This is a genomic window from Halalkaliarchaeum sp. AArc-GB, assembly GCF_031432225.1.
Taxonomy (GTDB): Archaea; Halobacteriota; Halobacteria; order Halobacteriales; family Haloferacaceae; genus Halalkaliarchaeum.
The window spans coordinates 34616-54382 of record NZ_JAVKGM010000020.1; the positions used below are offsets into that span (position 1 = coordinate 34616).

Genomic DNA, 19767 nt, shown 5'->3' on the forward strand with positions numbered 1-19767 from the left:
TCGGCGTCACTCCTCGAAGGAGAACTCGAACCGTGCGCCGCCGCAGGCGCCGTCGGTTGTTTCGACCGTCCAGCCGTGTGCCTCGGCGATCCGCTGGACGATCGCGAGCCCGAGGCCGGTGCCCGCCTCGTCGGTCGTGTAGCCGGATTCGAACACGCGGTCGCGGTCGGTTTCGGGAATTCCCGGCCCGTTGTCTTCGACGTAAAACCCCGACGGATCGCCCGAGGCGCAGGAAAGCGGCCCCACCCGGACGGTGACGTCTTCCCCTCCGTGTTCGACCGCGTTGATAAACAGGTTCTCGAACAGCTCCGTCGCACGTGCCCGATCCAGCGCGACCGAACAGCCCGACTCGAACTCGAGGGTTGCCCCATCCGTGGCGACGTTCGCCCACGCCCGTCTCGCCACCGTTTCCAGCTCCGTTTCCTCCAGTTCGCCGACGAGTCGACCCTCTCGGGCCAGCTGGAGCAGGTCGTCGAGGAACTCCTGCATGTCGTCAAGTGCCCTGGCGGCCCGATCGAAGTGATCGTCGTCGCCGGTTTCGCGAGCGAGTTCCAGAAAGCCCGTCGCGACCGAAAGCGGGTTCCGGAGGTCGTGTGAGATGATGGAGGCGAACTCGTCGAGCCGCTCGTTCTGCTTTCGGAGCGTCTCCTCCCGTTCCTGCTGTTCGGTGATGTCGGTGTAGATGGCAAACCCCGAGACGTTGTGCGAGCCGAGCTCCAGCGGGATCACCTGCAGAATGAAGTGACGAGAGCCGTTTACGGTTCGGCGGACCACCTCCGCCGAGACGTTTTTCCCCTCGCGAAGCCGCCGATTGAACAGTTCGCCCCGCTTTCGTTTCTCCTCGTCCTCCGGCAGGACGTACTCGTCGACGTTCTTCCCGAGGACCGTCTCGCTTTCGTAGCCGAACACCTCCTCGAAGGCGGCGTTGACCCGCCGGAAGACCGGGTTGCCGTCGACCATTTCGAAGGCAATCGCCGGGTCGGGCACGTTCTCGAACAGCGACTGGAGACGGTCGCGCTCGGTTCGCAGCTCGGCGGTGGTTTCGATCCGCGCGAGCGTCTCGCCGGCGTGGGCCGCGAGAAGCTCCGCCAGCTCGAGATCCCGCTCGTCGAAGGCCGCCGGCTCGGCGGACACCGCCTGGAAAACCCCGTGGTCCCCGATCGGGACGCTGAGTCCGGAGCTGAACTCCGCCTTCGAGGGGTTCGCGTCGTGTTCGGCGTCCACCTCGTCGATGAGCCGGGAGTTCCCGGTTTTGAACGACCAGCCTCCGACCCCCTCGTCGACGGACATGGGTCTGGCGTCGCCGATCTCGGCGTCTCCCGACTCCGCCACCGGAACGAGCACGCCGTCGTGGTGGCGCATCGCGGCACAGCGGTCGAACTCGAGGACGCGTTCGGCGATCTCGACGGTCTGCTCGAACACTCGCTGTGGCCGGTGAAGCGACGGGAACTCCGTAACGCCCTCGTGCAGTTCGGTGACCCGCCGCTCGTGTTCCTCGCCCGTCGACTCCACGTCGGACAGTTTCTCCCGAACCTCCTCGAGGATCCGATCCGGCGAGCAGGGTGAATCACCACCCTGGACGGAGACGCCGTCCAAACGACCAACCGGATCGCCCTCACTCCCGACTGCGGCGGCCCCCCGCGTCGCCGGAGCGTCGCCGCAGGCGACGGTCGGAACCGACGGGGCCGCCGTCGCGGCCCACGCCCGGCTCAACGGGTCACAACAGACGAGACAGTCCGCGTCCGGCGACGTGTCGATCTCGTCGGGATGGCCGAGGGCGACGGTCCACTCCCTTGCAAGCGCCCCGAGAAGATCGTCGGGCGGATCGTCCTCTGCGACTACGAGGACGACTGGTGTCTCTGTCACGTTCTATCGGCCTGTTATTACCAGAAGAACGCCAACGGGTATAAACATTCGTGCTCGATTATCAGTCATGTGAATAACGTCTGACAGAGTGGGTATCTGATATTCAGTGCTGATATTAGGGTCCGTTTCTGCCTCTCTTCCGAATAGAACGCTGACGCCAACACCCAAGAGCCGGCAGGTCCCAGCGTCCCCATGGACGATACACCGGAGCCCGACGGAAACGGGGTGTCCCACGACGGATCGATCGGAGCGGAACTCGTTTCGCTGACGCGGCAGCTCGTCGAGATTCCCAGCCACGCCGACGAGACGGCGGCGGGCGACGCGATCGAGCGCTGGCTTCGGCGGGAAACCGGGGCTGTCGTCGAACGAGACGACGCCGGAAACGTTCTCGCTCGCCGATCGCCTCCCGGAGTATCCGAACCGGCCGACGTCCGGGACGACGGGCGACCGACGTTCGCGCTCGTGGGGCATCACGACGTCGTGCCGCCGGGCGAGTCGCAGATCGCAGTGGGGACCGTCGAAAACGCCGACAGCTACGCAGTCGACCGACGCAACGGGCGGCTGTACGGCCGTGGGACCGCCGACATGAAGGGTGCAGTCGCCGCCTGTCTGCTCGCGTTCCGGGATGCCGACCTCGGTGGGAACGCCTCGGAGGCGCCACTGGAGGCTCCGGACCTCGCGTTCGCGTCGTTCGTCGGCGAGGAGACGGGGGGCGAGGGCGCACGCGCCGCGATCGACGGCGGGTTCGTCCCCGATTACGCGGTGGTGGCCGAGGGGTCGACGAACTACTCGAAGGCGGGGGTGACTGACGTCGCGATCGCGCACAAGGGGCGCCGAGCGAGCACGCTCCACGTCCGGGGGAAGGCCGCCCATGCCAGCGAGCCCGAACGGGGAAAAAACGCGATCTACCGGGCGAGCGACGCAGTCGACGTCGTCCGCGAGCTGCCCTTTCCGGAGGCGGCGGTGTTCGGGGATCAACTGCGAGGGAGCCTGGCTGTCACAGAGATCGAGGGCGGGAGCGCCTGGAACGTGATCCCCGAGCGCTGTGAGATCTCCGTCGACGAGCGCACGGTGCCCGGCGAGCGGGCCGACCTCGAACGCGCGAGTGAACTCCCGGGTGTCGACCTCGAGCTCGAACAGGACCTCCCTCCGATGGCGTGTTCGGACGACGCGTTCGCAGAGGTGGTGCTCGAGGCCGCCCGCAAGGCGCAGTCGGGGGCGCCCGAACACGTCACCAAACCCCACGCCACCGACGCCGGGTGGCTCGCCGCCGCCGGGACGGCCTGTGTCGTCTGTGGCCCCGCCGAACCCGGGGAAGCCCACACCGACACCGAGAGCGTCTCGATCGACGTCCTCACGCGGTGTTACCGCATCTACCGCCGGGCTGCACAGCGGGTCTGTCGACAGATCTCAGAAGCGTAAGCCGGCAATCCGACCGGGAAAGCAGTCGGTTCTTTACCCGGGCGCGACAAGGCGCGTGTATGGCAACCGAAGCCACATCGACCGACGCGCCGGAGGCTTACGCGGCGCTTCTGGATCGGTACGAGCGCATCTCGTATCTCGGCACCGCCAGCGGCGTCCTCTCGTGGGATCAGCAGGTAATGATGCCCGAAAAGGGGACGCCCGCCCGATCGAAGCAGCTCTCCACGCTGGCGTCGCTGCGGCACGAACTGCTCACCGACGACGAGATCGGCTCTCTGCTGTCGGAGCTCGAGGGCGCGGATCTGGACGACAAACAGGCCGCAAGCGTCAGGGAGATCCGACGGGAGCACGAGCGCGCCGCTGCGGTGCCCCGCGAGCTCGTCGAAGAAATCTCCGAGACCGCCTCCGAGGCGTTACCCGCCTGGGAGGAGGCGAAGGAAACCGACGACTTCGAGACGTTCGAACCGTATCTCGAGAAACACGTCGAACTGAAGCGGGAGTACGCCGAACAGATCGATCCCGACCGGGGCCCCTACGAGGTGCTGTTCGAGGAGTACGAACCGTGGTTGTCCCTCGAACGGGCCGAGGAGATCCTCGCGGAACTCCGGGAGACGCTGGTGCCGATGATCGACGCGATCAGGGAGTCGGACGCCGACCTGGCGACCGACACCTTCGAAGGCGAGTGGGACGCCGACGTCCAGGAGGAGCTCTCCCGGGAGATCCTCTCGGTGATCGGCTACGACTGGGACCGCGGCCGGCTCGACACCTCCTCGCATCCGTTCACGTCGGGCAACCAGTTCGACTGTCGGGTCACCACCCGGTTCGACGAGTCGGATCCGGTGGGCGCGATGACCTCGACGATCCACGAGTTCGGCCACGCCCAGTACAACCTCGGGCTCCCACAGTCGGAGTTCGGGACGCCGCTGGGCGAATCGCGGGACCTCTCGGTCCACGAATCGCAATCGCGGCTCTGGGAGAACCACGTCGGTCGGTCCCGATCGTTCTGGGAGCTGCTTTCGCCGATCGTGAACGACTACTTCCCCGAGTTCGACGGTACGCCACAGGAGGCGTACGAGGCGGCCAACCAGGTGTACGAGGACAACCTCATCCGGGTCGAGGCCGACGAACTCACCTACCACCTCCACATCGTGATCCGGTTCGAGATCGAGCGCGACCTCGTCCGGGGCGACCTCGAGGCCGCTGACGTCCCCGAGGTGTGGAACGACAAGTACGAGGAGTATCTCGGAATCCGGCCGGAGACGGATTCGGAGGGCTGTCTACAGGACATCCACTGGAGTCACGGCAACTTCGGCTACTTCCCGACCTACTCGCTGGGGTCGGTGATGGCCGCCCAGCTGTTTGCCGCAGCTGCCGAAGAGATCGACGACCTGGAGGGGAAGATCCGCGAGGGCGAATTCGATCCCCTCCACGAGTGGCTCTCGGAGAACGTCCACGCCCACGGCAAGCAGTACCGGACGAACGACCTCGTAATCGAAGCGACCGGCGAAGACTTCGTCGCCGATCACTTCACCGAGTACGTCGAAGAGAAATACGGCGAGCTGTACGGGATCTAGTTTTCTCCCTGCAGCTGCTGGAGCACTTCGCCGGCGACCTCCCTGTCGGCGGCGACGAGGTACCGCCGGCCACCCACCAGCTTCGTCGAGTGCTGAACGGTGACGTCGCCGTCGGCCTGGGAGATCACCACCGACCCCTCCGGGAGCGCGTCGGCGACGACCTCGCCGGCCGCCGGCGCTTCGTAGTCGACCCGAACGTCGAACACCTCGATGTCGCCGGTGACTCCCTCGAGGGTTCGGACGTCGCTGCCCGCCAGAGCGTTGACTGCCGCCTTGATGCTGGCTCGCTCCGGGAAGAAGACGTCGTCGACGTACTCGGTGTATTCGTCACCCTCCTCCTCGGCGATCCGGGCGACAGTTCGGATGTCGGGGTACAGCTGCTTTGCAGCCATACAGATCGCCAGGTTCGTATCGCCACGGTCGGTCAGCGCGCCGAGCCTGGTCGTTTCGTCGGTCACCGCCTGGCGAAGTATCGACGGGCGAGTCGCGTCGCCCTCGACGTACTCGATACCCTCCTCGGTGTTGGGAACCCCGTCCGGGTTTCGTTCGATCACTGTAACCTCCACTCCTCCGTCGGCGAAGCGAGACGCGACGCGTCGACCGACGCGGCCGCCTCCCGCAATGACAATGTGCCCCGTTTCGGACATGTGACACAGGTCGGCTCAACACCTAATAAGCGTGTTCCCCCCGTCAGTTCTGGGCGGTGTTCGGATCCGGTCGGACCGGAACGGCTACGACTCGGCGGCGGCTTCCCGCACCCATTCGTCGGGAAGCTCCGCGTCCGGCGGCAGATGATCGGCGTCGTACTCCGACAACTCGAACGTAACCGTCGTGTGGTCACACATCATGATCAACTGTCCCGGCGGATCCTTTTCGACGACGGTCACGCCGTCGGCACAGGCGTCGCCACAGGTTCGACACTCGAGGGTTTCAGTCGACATACGAGCGTACAACGGTCTAGTGTGGTATAAACACACGTGGTCGGTGATCCTCCACCTGTTGACAGCGGGAGCGTCGGGATCGAGAGTCCCGGTCACCGGCGGTCGCGAGCGTTCCGGTAGGCTTCTCTGATCTTCTGGAGGTTTTCGTACGGTTCGAGCGATCCCTCGAGGTGATCGAATTCGGCGGGATCGGCTCCCACAGTCTCGAGCCGGGTCAGCTCCGTTCGGGCGATCTCCAGCTGTGGAACGCCGGCGTGTCCTTCGGAGCTCCACAGCCCAGGGAACGCGGTCGCCAGCACGCTCTGGCCGACCTCGATGCGACAGTCGTCCTCGGGAGTTGCGACACACAGCAGGACGAATCCACACTGACGGAGCCGGTCGGTGAGCGCGGCCGGTTCAGTTCGATACCGCACGTCGCCCGACAGCAGCAGACCGGTACAGCTCACGCATTTGCCCTCCCTGCAGCCGTGGCGCATGTCGATCGCGTTCCGGTCGGCGATCTCCAGAAGCGACCGCTCGCCCGTCGTCTCGACTGTGTCCACGCTCCCGTCGTCGCGGACGAACTCGACGCGGTACGGTGGCTGCGATCCCTCCCCGCTTGCCATGGACGTACACGGGAACCGGTTCGAATAAAACCATCGGCGGGCTGGCCACGGCCGTGGTTCGATCCGGACGCTTTACCTTGTAGCCGGCGGTATCTGGACCCATGCTGATCACCGACGCGGCGCTCGTCGACGGGCGCGTCCGGGACGTCAAGATCGAAGGCGAACGGATCGCGGCGGTCGAACGCGGCCTGACGCCCGCCGCCGACGAGCGGGTGATCCCCGCTGACGGTCGACTGCTGTTTCCGGGTGCCGTCGACGTCCACGTCCACTTCCGGGAGCCCGGATTCTCTCACAAGGAGACCTGGAAGACGGGATCGCGGTCGGCCGCCGCCGGGGGCGTCACTACCGTAGTCGACCAGCCCAACACCGACCCGGCGACGACGACCGGCGAGGGGTTCGATGCGAAAGCCACCCTCGCGGAGGCGTCGCTGGTCGATTACGGCATCAACGGCGGCGTCACGCCCGACTGGGATCCCGACGCGCTGTTCGATCGGCCGATCTTCGCGCTCGGAGAGGTGTTCCTGGCGGATTCGACGGGCGAGATGGGAATCGACGCCGATCGGTTTGCGGACGCGGTCGAACGTGCCCGGGATGCCGGCGTGACCGTCACCGTCCACGCCGAGAACGCCGACCTGTTCGACGAGTCGGCGATCGAGTCGCTCGAGGACGGTGCAGACGAGGGAGCCTCCGTTCCGATGGGCCGGTCGGCCCCTGCCGACGCCTGGAGCGCCTACCGGACGGCGGAGGCGGAGATCGACGCGATCCAGCGCGCGGTCGGGGTCGCCGCCGACGCCGACGCGACGGTACACCTCGCCCACACCTCCACGCCAGAGGGGGTCGACGCCGCCGTCGACGCCGGTGTGACCTGCGAGGTGACGCCCCATCACCTGTTTCTCTCCCGGGAGGACCTCCCCCGGCTGGGGACGTTCGGCCGGATGAACCCGCCGTTGCGGTCCGAGGAGCGCAGGGCGGCGCTGTTCGAACGCCTCGCCGACGGGACGGTCGATGTGGTCGCCACCGATCACGCCCCCCACACTGTCGAGGAGAAAACCCGCTCGCTTCTGGAGGCGCCCAGCGGAGTGCCGGGCGTAGAAACGATGCTGCCGCTGCTTCTCGAATCCGTTCGGCAGGAACAACTCGAACTCGAACGGGTTCGGGATCTCGTGGCAGCCACCCCCGCGAAGGTGTTTGATATCCCTCGGAAAGGGAAGATCGAACCGGGCCGCGACGCGGATCTGGTGCTCGTCGATCTCGACCGTCCGCGGGAGATCGAGGCGGGTGCGCTCCACTCGAAGGCGGGGTGGACCCCGTTCGAGGGACTGCAGGGCGTGTTTCCGGAACTCACAGTCGTCCGGGGGACAGTCGTGTACACCCGGGATCCCGAGACCGGCGCGGAGACGTTCGGGCCGGCCGTCGGCAGGAACGTCAGGGTCGGTGAGTGAGTCGGGACCCGACGCTTTTAGTCACCGCCGATCTCTCCTTCGATCGTGACGCTCGATCCCATCCACGTCGACAACATCGCCCGACTGGCAGGCGCGATCGCCGAGGACGTCGACGACGCCGACCACGACGACCTCGCGGCCACGGTGTGGGCCGAGTGGCTCTCCCCGCTGCGCCGCGGCGGGCGGATCGTCTGTGAACCAGTCGACGAACAGCAGCTCCATGCGGTGTCGATCGACGACGCCGCACTCGCTGACCGTCCCTTCGAGCCGGTTCACGGGCTGGATTCTGGAACGATCAATCCCACGACGTTCAAGAACGGGCTGGTTCTCGACGTGGCGCAGGCTGCGATGGCCGCGACGCCCAGCGATCTCGACCTCCACCGCTCGCGGAGCCTCGTCGCGACGGTCCACACCGCCGACACGACCGTCGACCACGACCTCGAGTGGGTGACCTACGACGGCGGCTACAGCCGTCGCCGGGTGTTGCACGTCCCGAAGGTGAACCGGTACGCCGAGGGGGTCGTCCACGCGCTGGCGCTGTATCTGGCCGAAAGCGACCACGCGCTCACGCACGCGAACACGGTCACCGATCTCCTGATCCTCGACGGGCCGATCTACCCGAAGGAGCTGCTGACCTGGGAGGACCGCGACCCCGAGCTCGGAGAGCTCGCCCGCGAGGCCAAACCCCGGGCGGTGGTGGAAAACTACGTCAGGCTGGTCGAGGAGTTCCTCGAGCGGGATGTCCCGCTCGTCGGGTTCGTGAAGAACCCGAGCAGCCGCGGGATCGTCCGGACGCTCTCGGGGAAGGGTGTGGAGGCGCCGTGGGCCGACGACGCCGGCTTATTCACTCGGCTTCTGGAGCGACGGACGGACGGAGACCGCGACAGGGACGTGCTCACGTTCACCAGCTGGTTCCGCTCGCGGGGCGGGGCCGACGAGCCGTTTTCGGTCGACGGCGACGCGCTCGGAATCGATCGCCGGCTTCCGGCGGACGCATACGAGGTGACGTTTTTCGTGCTGTACGATCCCCGTCACGACGTCCTGTACAAGATCGAGGCGCCGGCGGCGTTTACGCGCGATCCCGACGTCCGGGCGGCGCTTACCGATCAGATCGTCGGGGACGTCGCCGCGGCCCGGGGACCGCCGCAGGCGGTTGCGAAGGCGGACGAGCTGGCCCGGATCAGCACCGGCGAGAAGGCCGCCCTCCGCCGAAAGTTCGAAGAACAGTTCGACAGCGAACAGCTCCACACCTACGACGACGTCCGCTGGGACGTCACGGAGTTTTGAACCGACCTAGCGGGCGCGCGGCTGGAACGGGCGGGCGGTGACCGAGCGGACCCGTCGAAGCTGGAGTGACTCCCAGTAGCGTCTGACTGCCAGGGGAACGACCGCCAGTCCGACCAGCCACACGAACGTCGCCAGGTACCAGACGGCGGTGACGGTTTCCCGTCCACGCACGTTCGTTCCGGGCACGTAGCCATACTGCAGATGGGCTCCCAGGAACAGCGGCCACAGCAGAAACAGCAGTATCGCGGCGCTGCCCAGGACGAGCACCGGGAAAAACACGACCACGAACGCCAGCGACCCGAAGCCGACGGCACCCGATTTGATCGCCCCGACGACACCGTCGCTTCCCTTCGCTCGTCGCTTCCCGGAGCCTTCGTCGACGTCAGAATACATAACATATATTAGATTTTAATATATATTAAGTTTCCTCCGTCCTTCCGGAGTTTCGGGAGCTACCCTGCCGTCGAGAGCAGCCGAACCCCGCCGTATCGTTTCGACAGGAACGGTCCCACAGTCAACGCGAGCAGCCACACGACCGTCACCAGATACCACATCGTGCTCACGGGCTCGTTCCCGGAGAGTCCGGATCCAGGGAAGTATCCGTACTCCAGAAACGCACCGAGGAACAGGGGCCACGTCAGGAACACTAGTACGGCGCCGCTCCCCAGCACGAGCACCGGGAAAAACACCACCACGAACAGAAGTGTTCCGACTCCCACAAGCCCCGACTTGATGGTCTCCATACCCCCGCTGAACCGAGTGTCCTCATTCGCGGTTGTCGTTTCGCTCGACTGATCAGCCATCAGTTGCTACTGTCGGGTGACGGCGACATTAATATTTCCCGCAAACGCACTCGCTGGCGACCGGACGGGAGTCCTGACGTCGGGGGTCATCGGCGAGCGGCAGGTATTATACCCCTTCCGGTCGATTCCTCCGGTGTGCAGGAGACGGTTCTCATCACCGGCTGTTCGTCGGGGATCGGGCGAGCGACGGCGATCGCGTTCCTCGAAGAGGGATGGACGGTGTACGCGACGGCGCGCAACCCGGCCGACATCGAGACGCTCGGGGAACGCGGCTGCGAGCTCGCGACGCTGGACGTCACCGACGACGAGGACGTCGACCGCGTCGTCAACCGAATACTCGACGAGGAGGGTCGCATCGACTGTCTGGTAAACAACGCCGGCTACGCCCAGTTCGGACCGGTCGAGGACGTCACCGTCGAGGACGCCAAACGCCAGTACGAGATCAACGTTCACGGCGTCCACAGACTGTGTCGTGCTGTTTTGCCCCACATGCGCCGGGAGGGCGAGGGAACGATACTCAACGTCTCGAGCGTGTCGGGGCGGCTGTCGTACCCGATCGGGGGGATCTACGCGGGATCGAAGTTCGCTCTGGAGGCGATGAGCGACGCGCTCAGAAACGAGGTCCGGGCTCACGGGATCGACGTCGTCGTGATCCAGCCCGGCCCGGTCGAAACCCAGTTCGGCCGCCGCGCGGACGAGGAGATCTCTCGACTCGATCGGACCGAGGCGTACGAACCGTTCTACGCGATCTGGGAGGACACCGGGCTGCTCGGCGGCGAGAGTCCTGGCGCCGTTTCGCCGGGGCGGGTCGCCGAAGACATCGTCAACGCCGCCAGCGCGACGAAACCCCGGGCCAGATATCCGGTCGGGACAGTCGCACAGGGGGCGCTGCTCGCGCGGTTCCTCCCGGACGCCGTCCGCGACCGACTCACCGAGTTGGTCGTCCGGTTCGTGGGCTAGTCGAGGGCGGCTGTCTCACTGGTCGAGACAGGCGGCGACCACGCGCAACGCGGCGTCGCCGTTGACTTCGCCAGCCAGAAGCGGGACACGTTTCACGTCCCGGCCGCGGAACAGCTCCGTCGCCCGACGCAGAGCGGCCTGCTGGACCTCCCACCGCCGCCGGCAGAACGCGCAGTTCTCGTGGTTCGGCGCGAGCAGCCAGTCGTCGTCGAGGTCACGATCCCCACCGGCGACCCTGTCGGGCGCTTCCATCACCCTGTTGACCACGATCGTCCCGACCGGAATCCCGAACTCCTCGAGGCGCGCGACGAGGCGCTCGGACTCCACGACGCTCATCTCCTCGGGGATCAACACGACCCTGAAGTCGGTGCGGTCGGGATCGCGCAACACGGCGCGCAGGCGTTCGATTCGCTCGCGGAGCTGTTCGAGATCGACCTCGTTGCCGACCGGTTCATCGCCGCCGCCGAACATCCCCTTGAACCCCTCCATCATCCCCGAGAGCCGCCGTCGGAGCGTCAGCATCTTTCCGACCATCGAGTCCATGATCTCCGGCAGCTGCAGCAGCCGCAGCGTGTGCCCCGTCGGGGCGGTGTCGACGACGACCCGGTCGAAGCGGGGGTCGTCGAGATGCTCGAGTAGCTGCTGCATCGCCGCGGCCTCGTCGGCTCCCGGCATCGTCCCGCCCAAAAGCGGATCGAGCCCCTCCCCGCCGAGGAGCTCCTCCAGCGGGTTGCCGCCCCCGCCGGCACCCGCGAACGCGTCTCCCTGGTCGAATCCGTCGTCCTCTCTGCCCCCGTCGCCGCCGAACGCGCCGCCCCCGAACAGCCCGGCCTCCATCGCGGCGTCGGGGTCGATCTCGGCGGCGTACAGCGGCACGTCCTCGCGGATGCGGGTCGGTTCCGACGGGATCTCGACGCCGAACGTGTCGGAAAGCGAGTGGGCCGGATCCGTCGACACCACGAGCGTCGCAGTCCCGCCGGCGGCCGACGACAGCGCCGTCGCGGCTGCCATCGTCGTCTTCCCGACGCCACCCTTGCCGCCGTACAGCACGTACTCCGGGGCGTCGACGCCGGCCGGCAGTTCCGTCGTCGGCTCCACGTCGAGTTCCTCGTCTCTCTCTCTGTCCTGTTCTGACTCGCCGATCGGTTCCGACTCGCCGACCGGTTTCGCAACGTCGTCCCGGTCGGACTCCTTGCTCTCCTCGACGCGATCGACCGGCTCGACGTCGATTTCGCTCATGTGGGCCGGGAGGAACGGGAGCCACCTGTACCCGTCGGTCTGGATCGCCCGGTCGCGTTCGGCGAGCCGACGGCTCTCGGACGCGACGACCGAAAAAACGGCTCGAGTGTGGGTGTGCTACGGTGGGATCACGCTACGTTGAACCCCTTTTCGCGGAGGAACTCCTCGACGCGGCCGGAGTGGTTCCCCTGTAACTCGATGGCGTCGTCTTCGACGGTGCCACCGCAGGCGAACTTCGATTTGAGATCCGACGACAGGGAGTCCATGTCCACGTCTTTCGGGTCGAATCCTTCGATCACCGTTACCTCTTTTCCGTAGCGGCGCTCGTCGATGCGGATGCTGATCTGCTGGGACTCTTTGGCCACGTCTTCACAGACGCAGAGTTCCTCGGGCAGCCCACACGTCGAGCAGACTTCCGACATTACAATCTGGATGTACAGGATGACTATATTAAACTGTGTCGGGAAGTTTCACCGTCGGAGCCGTCGAATCACCGGCGTCGACTCCCACGCGAGTTCTTCGACCGTCTCGATCGCGGCGTCGGCCTCCGCCCGGGACACGTCACCGCGGTATCGTGCCCGCTCGTATGCGTCGAACACCTCCTCGATCCGTTCGTCGGCACCCCGGAGCCGCATCGCGGTCAGATACGTCCGGGGCGTTTCGGTTCGGCGCCGGGGACGGTACCGACGGCCGAGCAGGTACTCGAGCCGGGCGAACGCCCGATGGACGTCGGTTTCGGGATCACGCCGCCGGACCGGATATCGAAGCCACACTCCCCGGTACGCCCGGCGATCCCATCCCCGATGACGGATCGCGACGGCGACCCCGAACAGCAGCAAGGCGCCGTATCCGACGTCGTCACGCGATGGGAGTGTCCGCTCCTCGTCGCCGGGTTCGTCGAGTCCGGGTGCCGCACCGACGTCCTCGAACTCGCGTTGATCGACGCCCGAGACGGGCTGGACGCCGCCGGCGTCGGCGGGATCGTCGGCGTCCGGATCGAGGACGTCGTCGACTTCGGGATCGTCGCCGGGCTCGGTTTCAGCCGGGTCGTCGATGTCGTCGTCGATCTCGCCGTCGATGTCGTCGTCGGGCGTCCACTCCTCGGGACCGGATCCCTCGACGTCGACGCCCTCGACGCCACCCTGGCGGGCTTCGACCAGCCTGGCGTCCCTGACGCTGTCGCGGGGATCGCTCGGGGTCGGGTCGAATTCGACCCAGCCGTGTTCGGGAACGTACACCTCGACCCAGGCGTGGGCGTTCTGTCCCCGAACCGCCCACTCGTGTTCGCCGATCCGCTCGCCGGTCGTGTAGCCGGTGACGAACCGCGCAGGGACGTCCTGTGAGCGTAGCATCGCCGTCATGGTCGTCGCGTAGTAGGTACAGTAGCCGGCGTCCATCTCGAAGAGGAACGCGTCGGCGACGTCCCCGGAGGGACGTTCGACAGTCAGCGAGTAGCGCTTGTTCTCTTCGAGGTATTGCTCGATGGCAACCGCGGCGTCGTACGGGTTGTCGGCGTCGGCCTCGTCGACGATCTCCGCCGTCAGTTCGCCGACGCGATCGGGTGTGCTTTCGGGAAGGTCGGTGTATTTCGCTTCGATCTCTTCGGGGTAGTCCGTGCTGGCGTTTCGAAGTTCCTCGGGCTCGGATCGCAGCCGTTCGCTCTCGATCCGGACGGTCTCGCCGTCCCGGATCGTCACCGAGGGGTGGATGCCGCCGAGATCGGTCACTCGGGCGTTTTGTGCGGTAGGTCCTTCGAGAGCGACCGGTTGTGCGGCCGCCGGGAACACGCCCATCTCCGTTCGGGCGGTCACGTCCTGGGTGACGCGTTCGGTGGGGCCGGGCGGTCCGTCGAGCTCACCGTCGTACAGCGTCGTCTCCCCGCTTCGCGTCCACCCGTCGCCGGTGTACTCGTCGTAGATGCCCGTGCGCCACTGTGCCGGCTCGTCGCTTTCGACGGTAAAGCGAACCTCCTGTGAGAGTCGGACCGATCCGACGATCGTCAGTTCCTCCTCGTCGGCCGACAGCGTCGACTCCAGCCCGCTGGTTCCCCGGTCCACCACGAACGGTCCCGCCGCGCCGCCGGGTACGACCGTCAGGGTGCTCGTCACCAGAAGCATCGCGAGGAGCACGGCGCCGAGGGTCCCTCGCTTGGTCTCGAGCCCGCCGGGAACCGAGAGGCTGTCCAGCCCGAACGCGAGCGCGACCCCCAGGGTGCCCAAAAGCGTCACCGCCGTACCCGCATCGCCCGTGAGGACGAAAAACCCGAGGGCACCCCCCGGCGCGATCAGCGCGAGCGTGTACCGCCCCCGGAGCCCGGCGTACACCGCGAGGAACGCCGGAACCGGCGCCATCGAGAGCACCCACGAGGTCGGCTCTGCAAGCCGGAGCACCGAGAGTCCGGAGAGCAAGGAGACGGTGTCGAACACGAGCTGCGGGAGCGTGAACAACGCGCGCTGGCTCGCAGGCACGGCCAGCAGGTACACGGCGCTTCCGACGGCGAACAGCCCGGTGCCGATCCACAGCCCGGCCCGGGGAGCGATCACCCTTGCAGCCACGACGGCGACGACGACGGTCGCTGCCACCGTCACGAGGAACTGCGGGACGCCGCCGACAACGTCGACGACGCCGTAAAACTCCCACAGCGCGGCCGAAAGCACCAGCAACACCCCGACGAACGGCGGTTCGATCGCGAACGGCTGCGGGTCGAGGACCGCGTCGACTCCCCGCCGGAGGCACCGCCGCACCCGTTCCGATCGGTCGGCGAGCGGGTCCGTCATTGTTCACCCCCGTCGGCTGCCGGCACGGCTCCGGGAGTCGGTTTCCCGGTTCGCATTTCTGCCGGTTTTTCGGTTCGGTCGTCGACGGATCCGGGGGCGACCGCCTCGCGGAGCTGGTCGAACCGGTGTGTCTCTCCGTCTGTTCTGATCTGCGTCCGCCTGTGTGTCCCCTCGATCACGACGTCTGCGTCCGGATCGGGAACCTCCCCGCGGGGAAGTCGCGTCAGGAGCTCGAGGAGTTGGCGTGGGTCGCCGCCGGGGAACGTCTCGACGCGCCCGTTCGGCGCAGAGAGAGCGACCGGAAGCCCGTCCTCCAGCAGCGCGAGCGCGACGCTGGTCGCCGCCGTCGCGTTTCGGTCGGCCCCTCGACCGCCGACGCTGATCGAGACGCTGGGCCCCTGCACGTCGGCCACGAACTCCTTTACGATCAACTCGTCCTTCCGTGCGGTGGCGGGCCAGTGGATGTCCCGGAGCGAGTCCCCCTCCTCGTACTCGCGAAGCTGGTCGAACTCGTCCCGCTGGCGGCTCGTGCCGACGTCCTCGTGGTCGTACAGTCCGAACCGGAACTGCTCCGGGATCGGATGCCGCTCCGGATACACGAGCACGCTGTCGACGGGTTCGCAGTCGAACTCCCGGGACAGCAGCCCGAACACGTCGGTCGCGACCAGCTCCGTCGGTCCGAGCGACCGCTCGCCGCGACGGCGGTACGTCACGTCGAACCGGACCTCCCCAGTGCCGACCGTGGCCTCGACGGCGGGCTGTTCGAGTTCGAGCCCGTCGTCAACGCGTTCGGTGATCCGGGCGAGGAACGGATCCGAGAGGCCAGCGGTCGCCTCGCCGGCGTCGGCAAACCGCAGCCGAAGCTCGTGGCTCGTGCCGGCGTGGGCGTCCGGTGGGAGGTCGCGAACGACCCGCGGCGCCTCGAGACCGCGAAGCTGGAGGTAGGCGGCCGCGAGCCCGACGATACCCGGGGCGACGACGGCGTTGAGCGCGCGCGGCCCCGCGATCCACGCCATCGCCGCCGCGAACAGGCAGACGGCGACGACGCTTCTCCCGCGGCGGGTGGGTCGGATCTCGGGGGTGAAGCGGTCCGGGAGCATTTCGGTCGGGTGCGCTGTCGATCGGTGATCGGATTACTCGACGGCGACCGACGAGAGCGCCTCCTCGACGATCTCCCGGCCGGTCGTTCCGCCGGTTTCCGGACGGATCCGGTGGGCGAGCACGCTCGGCGCCTCCGTCTGGGCGTCGTCGGGAACGACGTACTCCCGCCCCTCGAGCAGGGCTCGCGCCTGGGACGCCCGCAGCAACGCGAGGCTGCCCCGGGGACTCGCACCGAGCCCGGCCCGCTCCCGGGTGAACCGGGTCAACCGGGAGACGTACGACCGGACGGGTTCGCCGGCATCGATCCGGCTTGCGGTCTCGCGTGCCTGTCGAAGCTCTTCGGTGGTGACGACCGCGTCGATCGACTCGATCGGATGTCGGCCCCGAAGCCGTTCGAGCATCTCCGTCTCCTCGCTTTCGGACGGGTAGCCGATCCGGAGTTTCTTCGTGAACCGGTCGATCTCGGCCATCGGGAGGTCGTAGGTCCGTCCCGGCTCGACGTCGTTCTGGGTGGCGATCACCACGAACGGATCCGGGAGCCGACGGGTCTCCCCGTCGACGGTCACCTGCGACTCCTCCATCGCCTCCAGCAGCGCCGACTGGGTTTTCGGCGGTGCCCGGTTGATTTCGTCGCCCAGGACCACGTTCGCGAACACGGGCCCGGGACGGAACTCGAAGTCGCCGGTTTTCCGGTTGTACACGTTCGAGCCGGTGACGTCCGAGGGGAGCAGGTCGGGAGTGAACTGCACCCGCTTGAACGAACAGTCGACCGACCGGGCGAACGCCCGCGCGAGCATCGTCTTCCCGACGCCGGGAACGTCCTCTAAGAGCAGGTGCCCCCGGGCGAGAACCGTCACCAGCACGTGCTCGATCGCTTCCTCCTTTCCGAGTATCACCCGACCGACGTTCTCTGCGATCCGATCGGCGAGCGTCGACGCTTCGGGTGCCGACAGCGTCGTCGTCTCGCCGACCGGCGCTTCGGCGGGGTTGGTAGCATCTGTCATGCTATTCGCTACCAGTTTTCGTGTCTCTCGTCGGATATGTCTTGCGACGGGTCTCGGGGGTGGTCGCGTGTCACGTCACGACAGTCCATACGGCGGATAGGGAGTGAAGCGGCCTAACGTTTCCGGGGCTCAGCCGGTCGTCTCGACGCCGGAGATTTCAAAGCGGGCGCCGCCGGCCTCGCCGTCGCTCGCGGTGATCTCCCAGCCGTGGGCCTCGGCGATCCGCTGGACGATCGACAGACCGAGGCCGGTCCCGTCGTTCGCAGTCGTGTAACCAGTTTCGAACACTCGTTCGTGCTCTCCGTCCGGGATCCCCGGCCCGTCATCCTCGACGTAGAAGCCGTCGCCCCCCTCGAGGTCGCCGACGATCACTGTCACGTCCCCCCTGCCGTGTTCCACGGCGTCGTCGGACGGAGTCCGACTGCTCGTGGAGCCGTGTTCCACGGCGTTGCGAAAGAGGTTCTCGAGCAGCTGTCGGAGGCGGCTCTCGTCGGCTCGAACCGTGAGACCGGTTTCGACGCGGACGGTCGCGTCGTCGGTCTCGACGTTGGTCCAGCATCCCTCGGCGATCTCCCCGAGGTCGACGGGTTCGAGTTCGTCGACTCCGGTTCCCTTCCGGGCGAGCGTCAGGAGGTCCTCGATCAGCGCCTCGCTGCGGTCGAGTGCCCGGGAAACGTCCTCGAGGTGCGGGCTATCACACTCCTCCCGAGCGAGATCGAGCCGGCCGCTGGCCACGCTCAGGGGGTTCCGGAGGTCGTGGGAGACGATCGAGGCGAACTCGTCGAGCCGTTCGTTCTGGCGCTTGAGCTGCTGGGTCCGCCGGCGGAGACGCCGTGTCCGATCGAGCTGTTCGAGCCGGGAGGTGGCGTGTGCCACGAGCAGTTCCACCAGTTCGAGATCGTCGTCGTCGAACGAGCCCGGGGTCGTCGAAACCGCCTGAAAGACGCCGTGATCGCCGATCGGGACCGTGATCGCCGACCGGAACGCCGTGTCGGCGGGTGCGGCGTCGCGCGTCATCAGGTCCTCGACCACCGAGGACTCACCGGTCCGGTAGGCTCTCGCCGCGAGGTTGTCGTCGGCCTCGACGTCGGTTTCGTCGTAATACTGGTCGGTCGAAATCTCCGAGGAGACGGCCATCGGGAGCAGCGTGTCGCCCTCGGCCGCGTCGGCGATGGCGATGTCGAACGAGAGGATGTCCTCGGCCGCGTTCACGACCTGTTCGTACACCTCCTCCCGTGTTTCGCTGCTCCCGATCTCGGTCGCCACGTCGTGGAGCGCGGTGATCCTGGCGTTCCGCCGCCGCCGCTGTGCCTCCCGCCGCTTCTGTTCGGTGACGTCCCGGGCCACGCTGAGCACCGCCCGCTCGCCCCGGTACGTCGTGATCGTGGCGTTGATCTCGGCGGGGATCCGCTCGCCGTCTGCGGTCAGGTGGACGGTCTCGAACACCAGCGATCCCTCCGCTTTCAGTTCCTCGAGTCGCCGATCGTACTCGTCGTCGCCGATCGAGACGGCGTACTCTCTGGGCGTCATCTCCAGCAGTTCCTCCCGGGAATAGCCCAGCCGACGGACCGCCGCGTCGTTGACGTACAGCATCGTCCCGTCCAGGTCGTGGAGGAAGACCGCGTCGTTCAATCCCTCGAGGATCCCCTCCACTTCGTCGAACGCCCGCTGCAGCTTTCGTTCGTGCTCGCGCTGGTCGGTGACGTCGGTGATGAACCCCTCGAGGAGGAGGGATTCGCCTCCGGTGTCGCCGCCACCCCGACCGCCGTCGACCACTCCGCCGTCGCTCGCCCTGGCACTGTCGTCGACGCTTACGGCGGTTCCCTGTTCCCACATCCACTTCGTTTCGCCTTCCTTCGTCACGATCCGATAGGTCGTCTCGAAGGAGTCCCCTTCGTCGAGTTCTCCCTGTATGTCCTCCCACGTCTCCTCGCTGTCGTCGGGATGGACCACCTCGTCGCCCCAGCTCACCGCCCCCGACTCGATCGCGGCGGCGGCGTAGCCGGTGAGCTCCTCGACGGCCCCGCCGAGATGTTCCATCGGCCATCCGGGCTCGTTTTTACATCGGTACACTATTCCGGGAAGGTTGCCGTAGAGACGCTCCAGCTGGCGGGTGCGTTCCGAGAGGATCCGGCGCGCCCGGTACTGCTCGACGGCGTTTTCGATCCGATTGGCGAGGATCGCGTACTGGCCGGTCCCCGACTCCTTCTGGAGGTAGTCGGTCACGCCAGCCGAGATCGCCTCGCTGGCGAGCTGTTCGCTCCCCTCGCTGGTGTACAGCACGAACGGCAAGTCGGGATACTGCTCGCGGATGCGCTCGAGCAACTCGAGCCCGTCGAGGCTCGGCATCTCGTAATCCGAGACGACACAGTCGACGTTCTCCTCGGACAGCCGTTCGAGAGCCGCCGCGGGATCGGTTTCGATCATCATCTCGAACCGTCCGTCCCGCCGTCGCAGAAACTCGGCGGCAACCTCGGCGAAGTCGGGTTCGTCATCGACGTGGAGAACCCGGATCGGCCCATCCATTGTACCGACAATCGACGGCCCCCTATAAAAACGATTGGCTCGCCGTAACCGATCGGGATCGCGGCGGTGCTGCTCGCGGAACTGCTGTCAGTGCTACTTACTGTCGCTCGCGAACCCGATCGGTCGTCTGGACATCTTCCGGCTCGAGGGGCCAGGGCTCACGACTCCTTTTTTAGTCCCTTACGAGTTCGTCTGAAAGGATCTATCTGAGATATATACC

At 66.8% G+C, this 19767-nt stretch carries 17 protein-coding genes; 5 read left to right on the plus strand and 12 right to left on the minus strand.

Features of this window, described 5'->3' with window-relative positions:
• Positions 1-6 precede the first annotated feature (6 nt).
• Positions 7-1866, minus strand: coding sequence for an ATP-binding protein (locus RH858_RS15180; protein WP_259534048.1), 1860 nt, complete (start codon positions 1864-1866; stop codon positions 7-9).
• Positions 1867-2058: 192 nt separating this feature from the next.
• Between RH858_RS15180 and RH858_RS15185 the strand changes: the two genes are divergently transcribed.
• On the plus strand, positions 2059-3288 hold the full coding sequence (locus RH858_RS15185; protein WP_259534047.1) for a M20/M25/M40 family metallo-hydrolase: 1230 nt from the start codon (positions 2059-2061) through the stop codon (positions 3286-3288).
• A gap of 59 nt (positions 3289-3347) precedes the next feature.
• Positions 3348-4862 carry a carboxypeptidase M32 gene (locus tag RH858_RS15190; RefSeq protein WP_310562330.1) on the plus strand — a complete coding sequence of 505 codons (1515 nt, stop codon included), beginning with the start codon at positions 3348-3350 and terminating at the stop codon, positions 4860-4862.
• On the opposite strand, the gene RH858_RS15195 is transcribed toward RH858_RS15190, so the two are convergent.
• From RH858_RS15195 to RH858_RS15205, 3 genes are all read right to left on the minus strand, one after another.
• Positions 4859-5509, minus strand: coding sequence for a TrkA family potassium uptake protein (locus tag RH858_RS15195; RefSeq protein WP_259534045.1), 651 nt, complete (start codon positions 5507-5509; stop codon positions 4859-4861). The two genes, RH858_RS15190 and RH858_RS15195, sit on opposite strands and share 4 nt — an antisense overlap.
• Before the next feature lie 84 nt (positions 5510-5593).
• Positions 5594-5803 carry a hypothetical protein gene (locus RH858_RS15200; RefSeq protein ID WP_259534044.1) on the minus strand — a complete coding sequence of 70 codons (210 nt, stop codon included), beginning with the start codon at positions 5801-5803 and terminating at the stop codon, positions 5594-5596.
• A gap of 92 nt (positions 5804-5895) precedes the next feature.
• A complete protein-coding gene (locus RH858_RS15205; RefSeq protein WP_310562331.1) occupies positions 5896-6408 on the minus strand; it encodes a 2Fe-2S iron-sulfur cluster-binding protein in 513 nt (170 codons plus the stop codon).
• 101 nt (positions 6409-6509) lie between these two features.
• Here RH858_RS15205 and RH858_RS15210 point away from each other — a divergent pair, with 101 nt between their 5' ends.
• Entirely contained in the window at positions 6510-7850 is a 1341-nt protein-coding gene (locus RH858_RS15210) for a dihydroorotase (protein WP_310562332.1), read from the plus strand.
• Positions 7851-7895: 45 nt separating this feature from the next.
• Entirely contained in the window at positions 7896-9137 is a 1242-nt protein-coding gene (locus RH858_RS15215; RefSeq protein ID WP_259534041.1) for a DNA double-strand break repair nuclease NurA, read from the plus strand.
• Between the two features lie 6 nt (positions 9138-9143).
• Here the strand turns inward: RH858_RS15215 and RH858_RS15220 are convergent, their stop codons facing one another.
• Together RH858_RS15220 and RH858_RS15225 are read right to left on the minus strand one after the other, a co-directional pair.
• Positions 9144-9530, minus strand: a complete 387-nt coding sequence (locus RH858_RS15220) for a hypothetical protein (RefSeq protein ID WP_259534040.1) — start codon at positions 9528-9530, stop codon at positions 9144-9146.
• Between the two features lie 59 nt (positions 9531-9589).
• Positions 9590-9940, minus strand: coding sequence for a hypothetical protein (locus tag RH858_RS15225; RefSeq protein WP_259534039.1), 351 nt, complete (start codon positions 9938-9940; stop codon positions 9590-9592).
• Between the two features lie 135 nt (positions 9941-10075).
• Here RH858_RS15225 and RH858_RS15230 point away from each other — a divergent pair, with 135 nt between their 5' ends.
• On the plus strand, positions 10076-10900 hold the full coding sequence (locus RH858_RS15230) for an SDR family oxidoreductase (RefSeq protein WP_310562333.1): 825 nt from the start codon (positions 10076-10078) through the stop codon (positions 10898-10900).
• Positions 10901-10915: 15 nt separating this feature from the next.
• Here RH858_RS15230 and RH858_RS15235 read toward each other — a convergent pair whose 3' ends face one another.
• From RH858_RS15235 to RH858_RS15260, 6 genes are all read right to left on the minus strand, one after another.
• Positions 10916-12139 (minus strand): TRC40/GET3/ArsA family transport-energizing ATPase, encoded by a 1224-nt coding sequence (locus RH858_RS15235; protein WP_310562334.1) that lies wholly within the window; start codon positions 12137-12139, stop codon positions 10916-10918.
• Between the two features lie 128 nt (positions 12140-12267).
• The gene (gene yciH / locus RH858_RS15240; RefSeq protein WP_119815488.1) at positions 12268-12561 is read right to left on the minus strand and encodes a stress response translation initiation inhibitor YciH; all 294 of its coding nucleotides are present in this window, start codon (positions 12559-12561) and stop codon (positions 12268-12270) included.
• A gap of 48 nt (positions 12562-12609) precedes the next feature.
• The gene (locus tag RH858_RS15245) at positions 12610-14916 is read right to left on the minus strand and encodes a transglutaminase domain-containing protein (protein ID WP_310562335.1); all 2307 of its coding nucleotides are present in this window, start codon (positions 14914-14916) and stop codon (positions 12610-12612) included.
• Positions 14913-16016: a DUF58 domain-containing protein gene (locus RH858_RS15250; RefSeq protein ID WP_310562336.1), complete on the minus strand. Its 1104-nt coding sequence runs from the start codon at positions 16014-16016 to the stop codon at positions 14913-14915. The genes RH858_RS15245 and RH858_RS15250 overlap by 4 nt, the downstream gene beginning before the upstream one ends.
• 33 nt (positions 16017-16049) lie before the next feature.
• Positions 16050-17021: a MoxR family ATPase gene (locus RH858_RS15255; RefSeq protein WP_310562337.1), complete on the minus strand. Its 972-nt coding sequence runs from the start codon at positions 17019-17021 to the stop codon at positions 16050-16052.
• 129 nt (positions 17022-17150) lie between these two features.
• On the minus strand, positions 17151-19547 hold the full coding sequence (locus RH858_RS15260; RefSeq protein WP_310562338.1) for a PAS domain S-box protein: 2397 nt from the start codon (positions 19545-19547) through the stop codon (positions 17151-17153).
• Positions 19548-19767 lie beyond the last annotated feature (220 nt).

Bases quoted from the DNA above. Each gene is read 5' to 3' on its own strand.
- RH858_RS15190 (WP_310562330.1), top strand. From the start codon at position 3,348: ATGGCAACCGAAGCCACATCGACCGACGCGCCGGAGGCTTACGCGGCG.
- RH858_RS15260 (WP_310562338.1), bottom strand. From the start codon at position 19,547: ATGGATGGGCCGATCCGGGTTCTCCACGTCGATGACGAACCCGACTTC.
- RH858_RS15195 (WP_259534045.1), bottom strand. From the start codon at position 5,509: ATGTCCGAAACGGGGCACATTGTCATTGCGGGAGGCGGCCGCGTCGGT.
- RH858_RS15245 (WP_310562335.1), bottom strand. From the start codon at position 14,916: ATGACGGACCCGCTCGCCGACCGATCGGAACGGGTGCGGCGGTGCCTC.
- RH858_RS15205 (WP_310562331.1), bottom strand. From the start codon at position 6,408: ATGGCAAGCGGGGAGGGATCGCAGCCACCGTACCGCGTCGAGTTCGTC.
- RH858_RS15235 (WP_310562334.1), bottom strand. From the start codon at position 12,139: ATGAGCGAAATCGACGTCGAGCCGGTCGATCGCGTCGAGGAGAGCAAG.
- RH858_RS15185 (WP_259534047.1), top strand. From the start codon at position 2,059: ATGGACGATACACCGGAGCCCGACGGAAACGGGGTGTCCCACGACGGA.
- RH858_RS15225 (WP_259534039.1), bottom strand. From the start codon at position 9,940: ATGGCTGATCAGTCGAGCGAAACGACAACCGCGAATGAGGACACTCGG.
- RH858_RS15200 (WP_259534044.1), bottom strand. From the start codon at position 5,803: ATGTCGACTGAAACCCTCGAGTGTCGAACCTGTGGCGACGCCTGTGCC.
- RH858_RS15210 (WP_310562332.1), top strand. From the start codon at position 6,510: ATGCTGATCACCGACGCGGCGCTCGTCGACGGGCGCGTCCGGGACGTC.
- yciH (WP_119815488.1), bottom strand. From the start codon at position 12,561: ATGTCGGAAGTCTGCTCGACGTGTGGGCTGCCCGAGGAACTCTGCGTC.
- RH858_RS15220 (WP_259534040.1), bottom strand. From the start codon at position 9,530: ATGTATTCTGACGTCGACGAAGGCTCCGGGAAGCGACGAGCGAAGGGA.
- RH858_RS15255 (WP_310562337.1), bottom strand. From the start codon at position 17,021: ATGACAGATGCTACCAACCCCGCCGAAGCGCCGGTCGGCGAGACGACG.
- RH858_RS15250 (WP_310562336.1), bottom strand. From the start codon at position 16,016: ATGCTCCCGGACCGCTTCACCCCCGAGATCCGACCCACCCGCCGCGGG.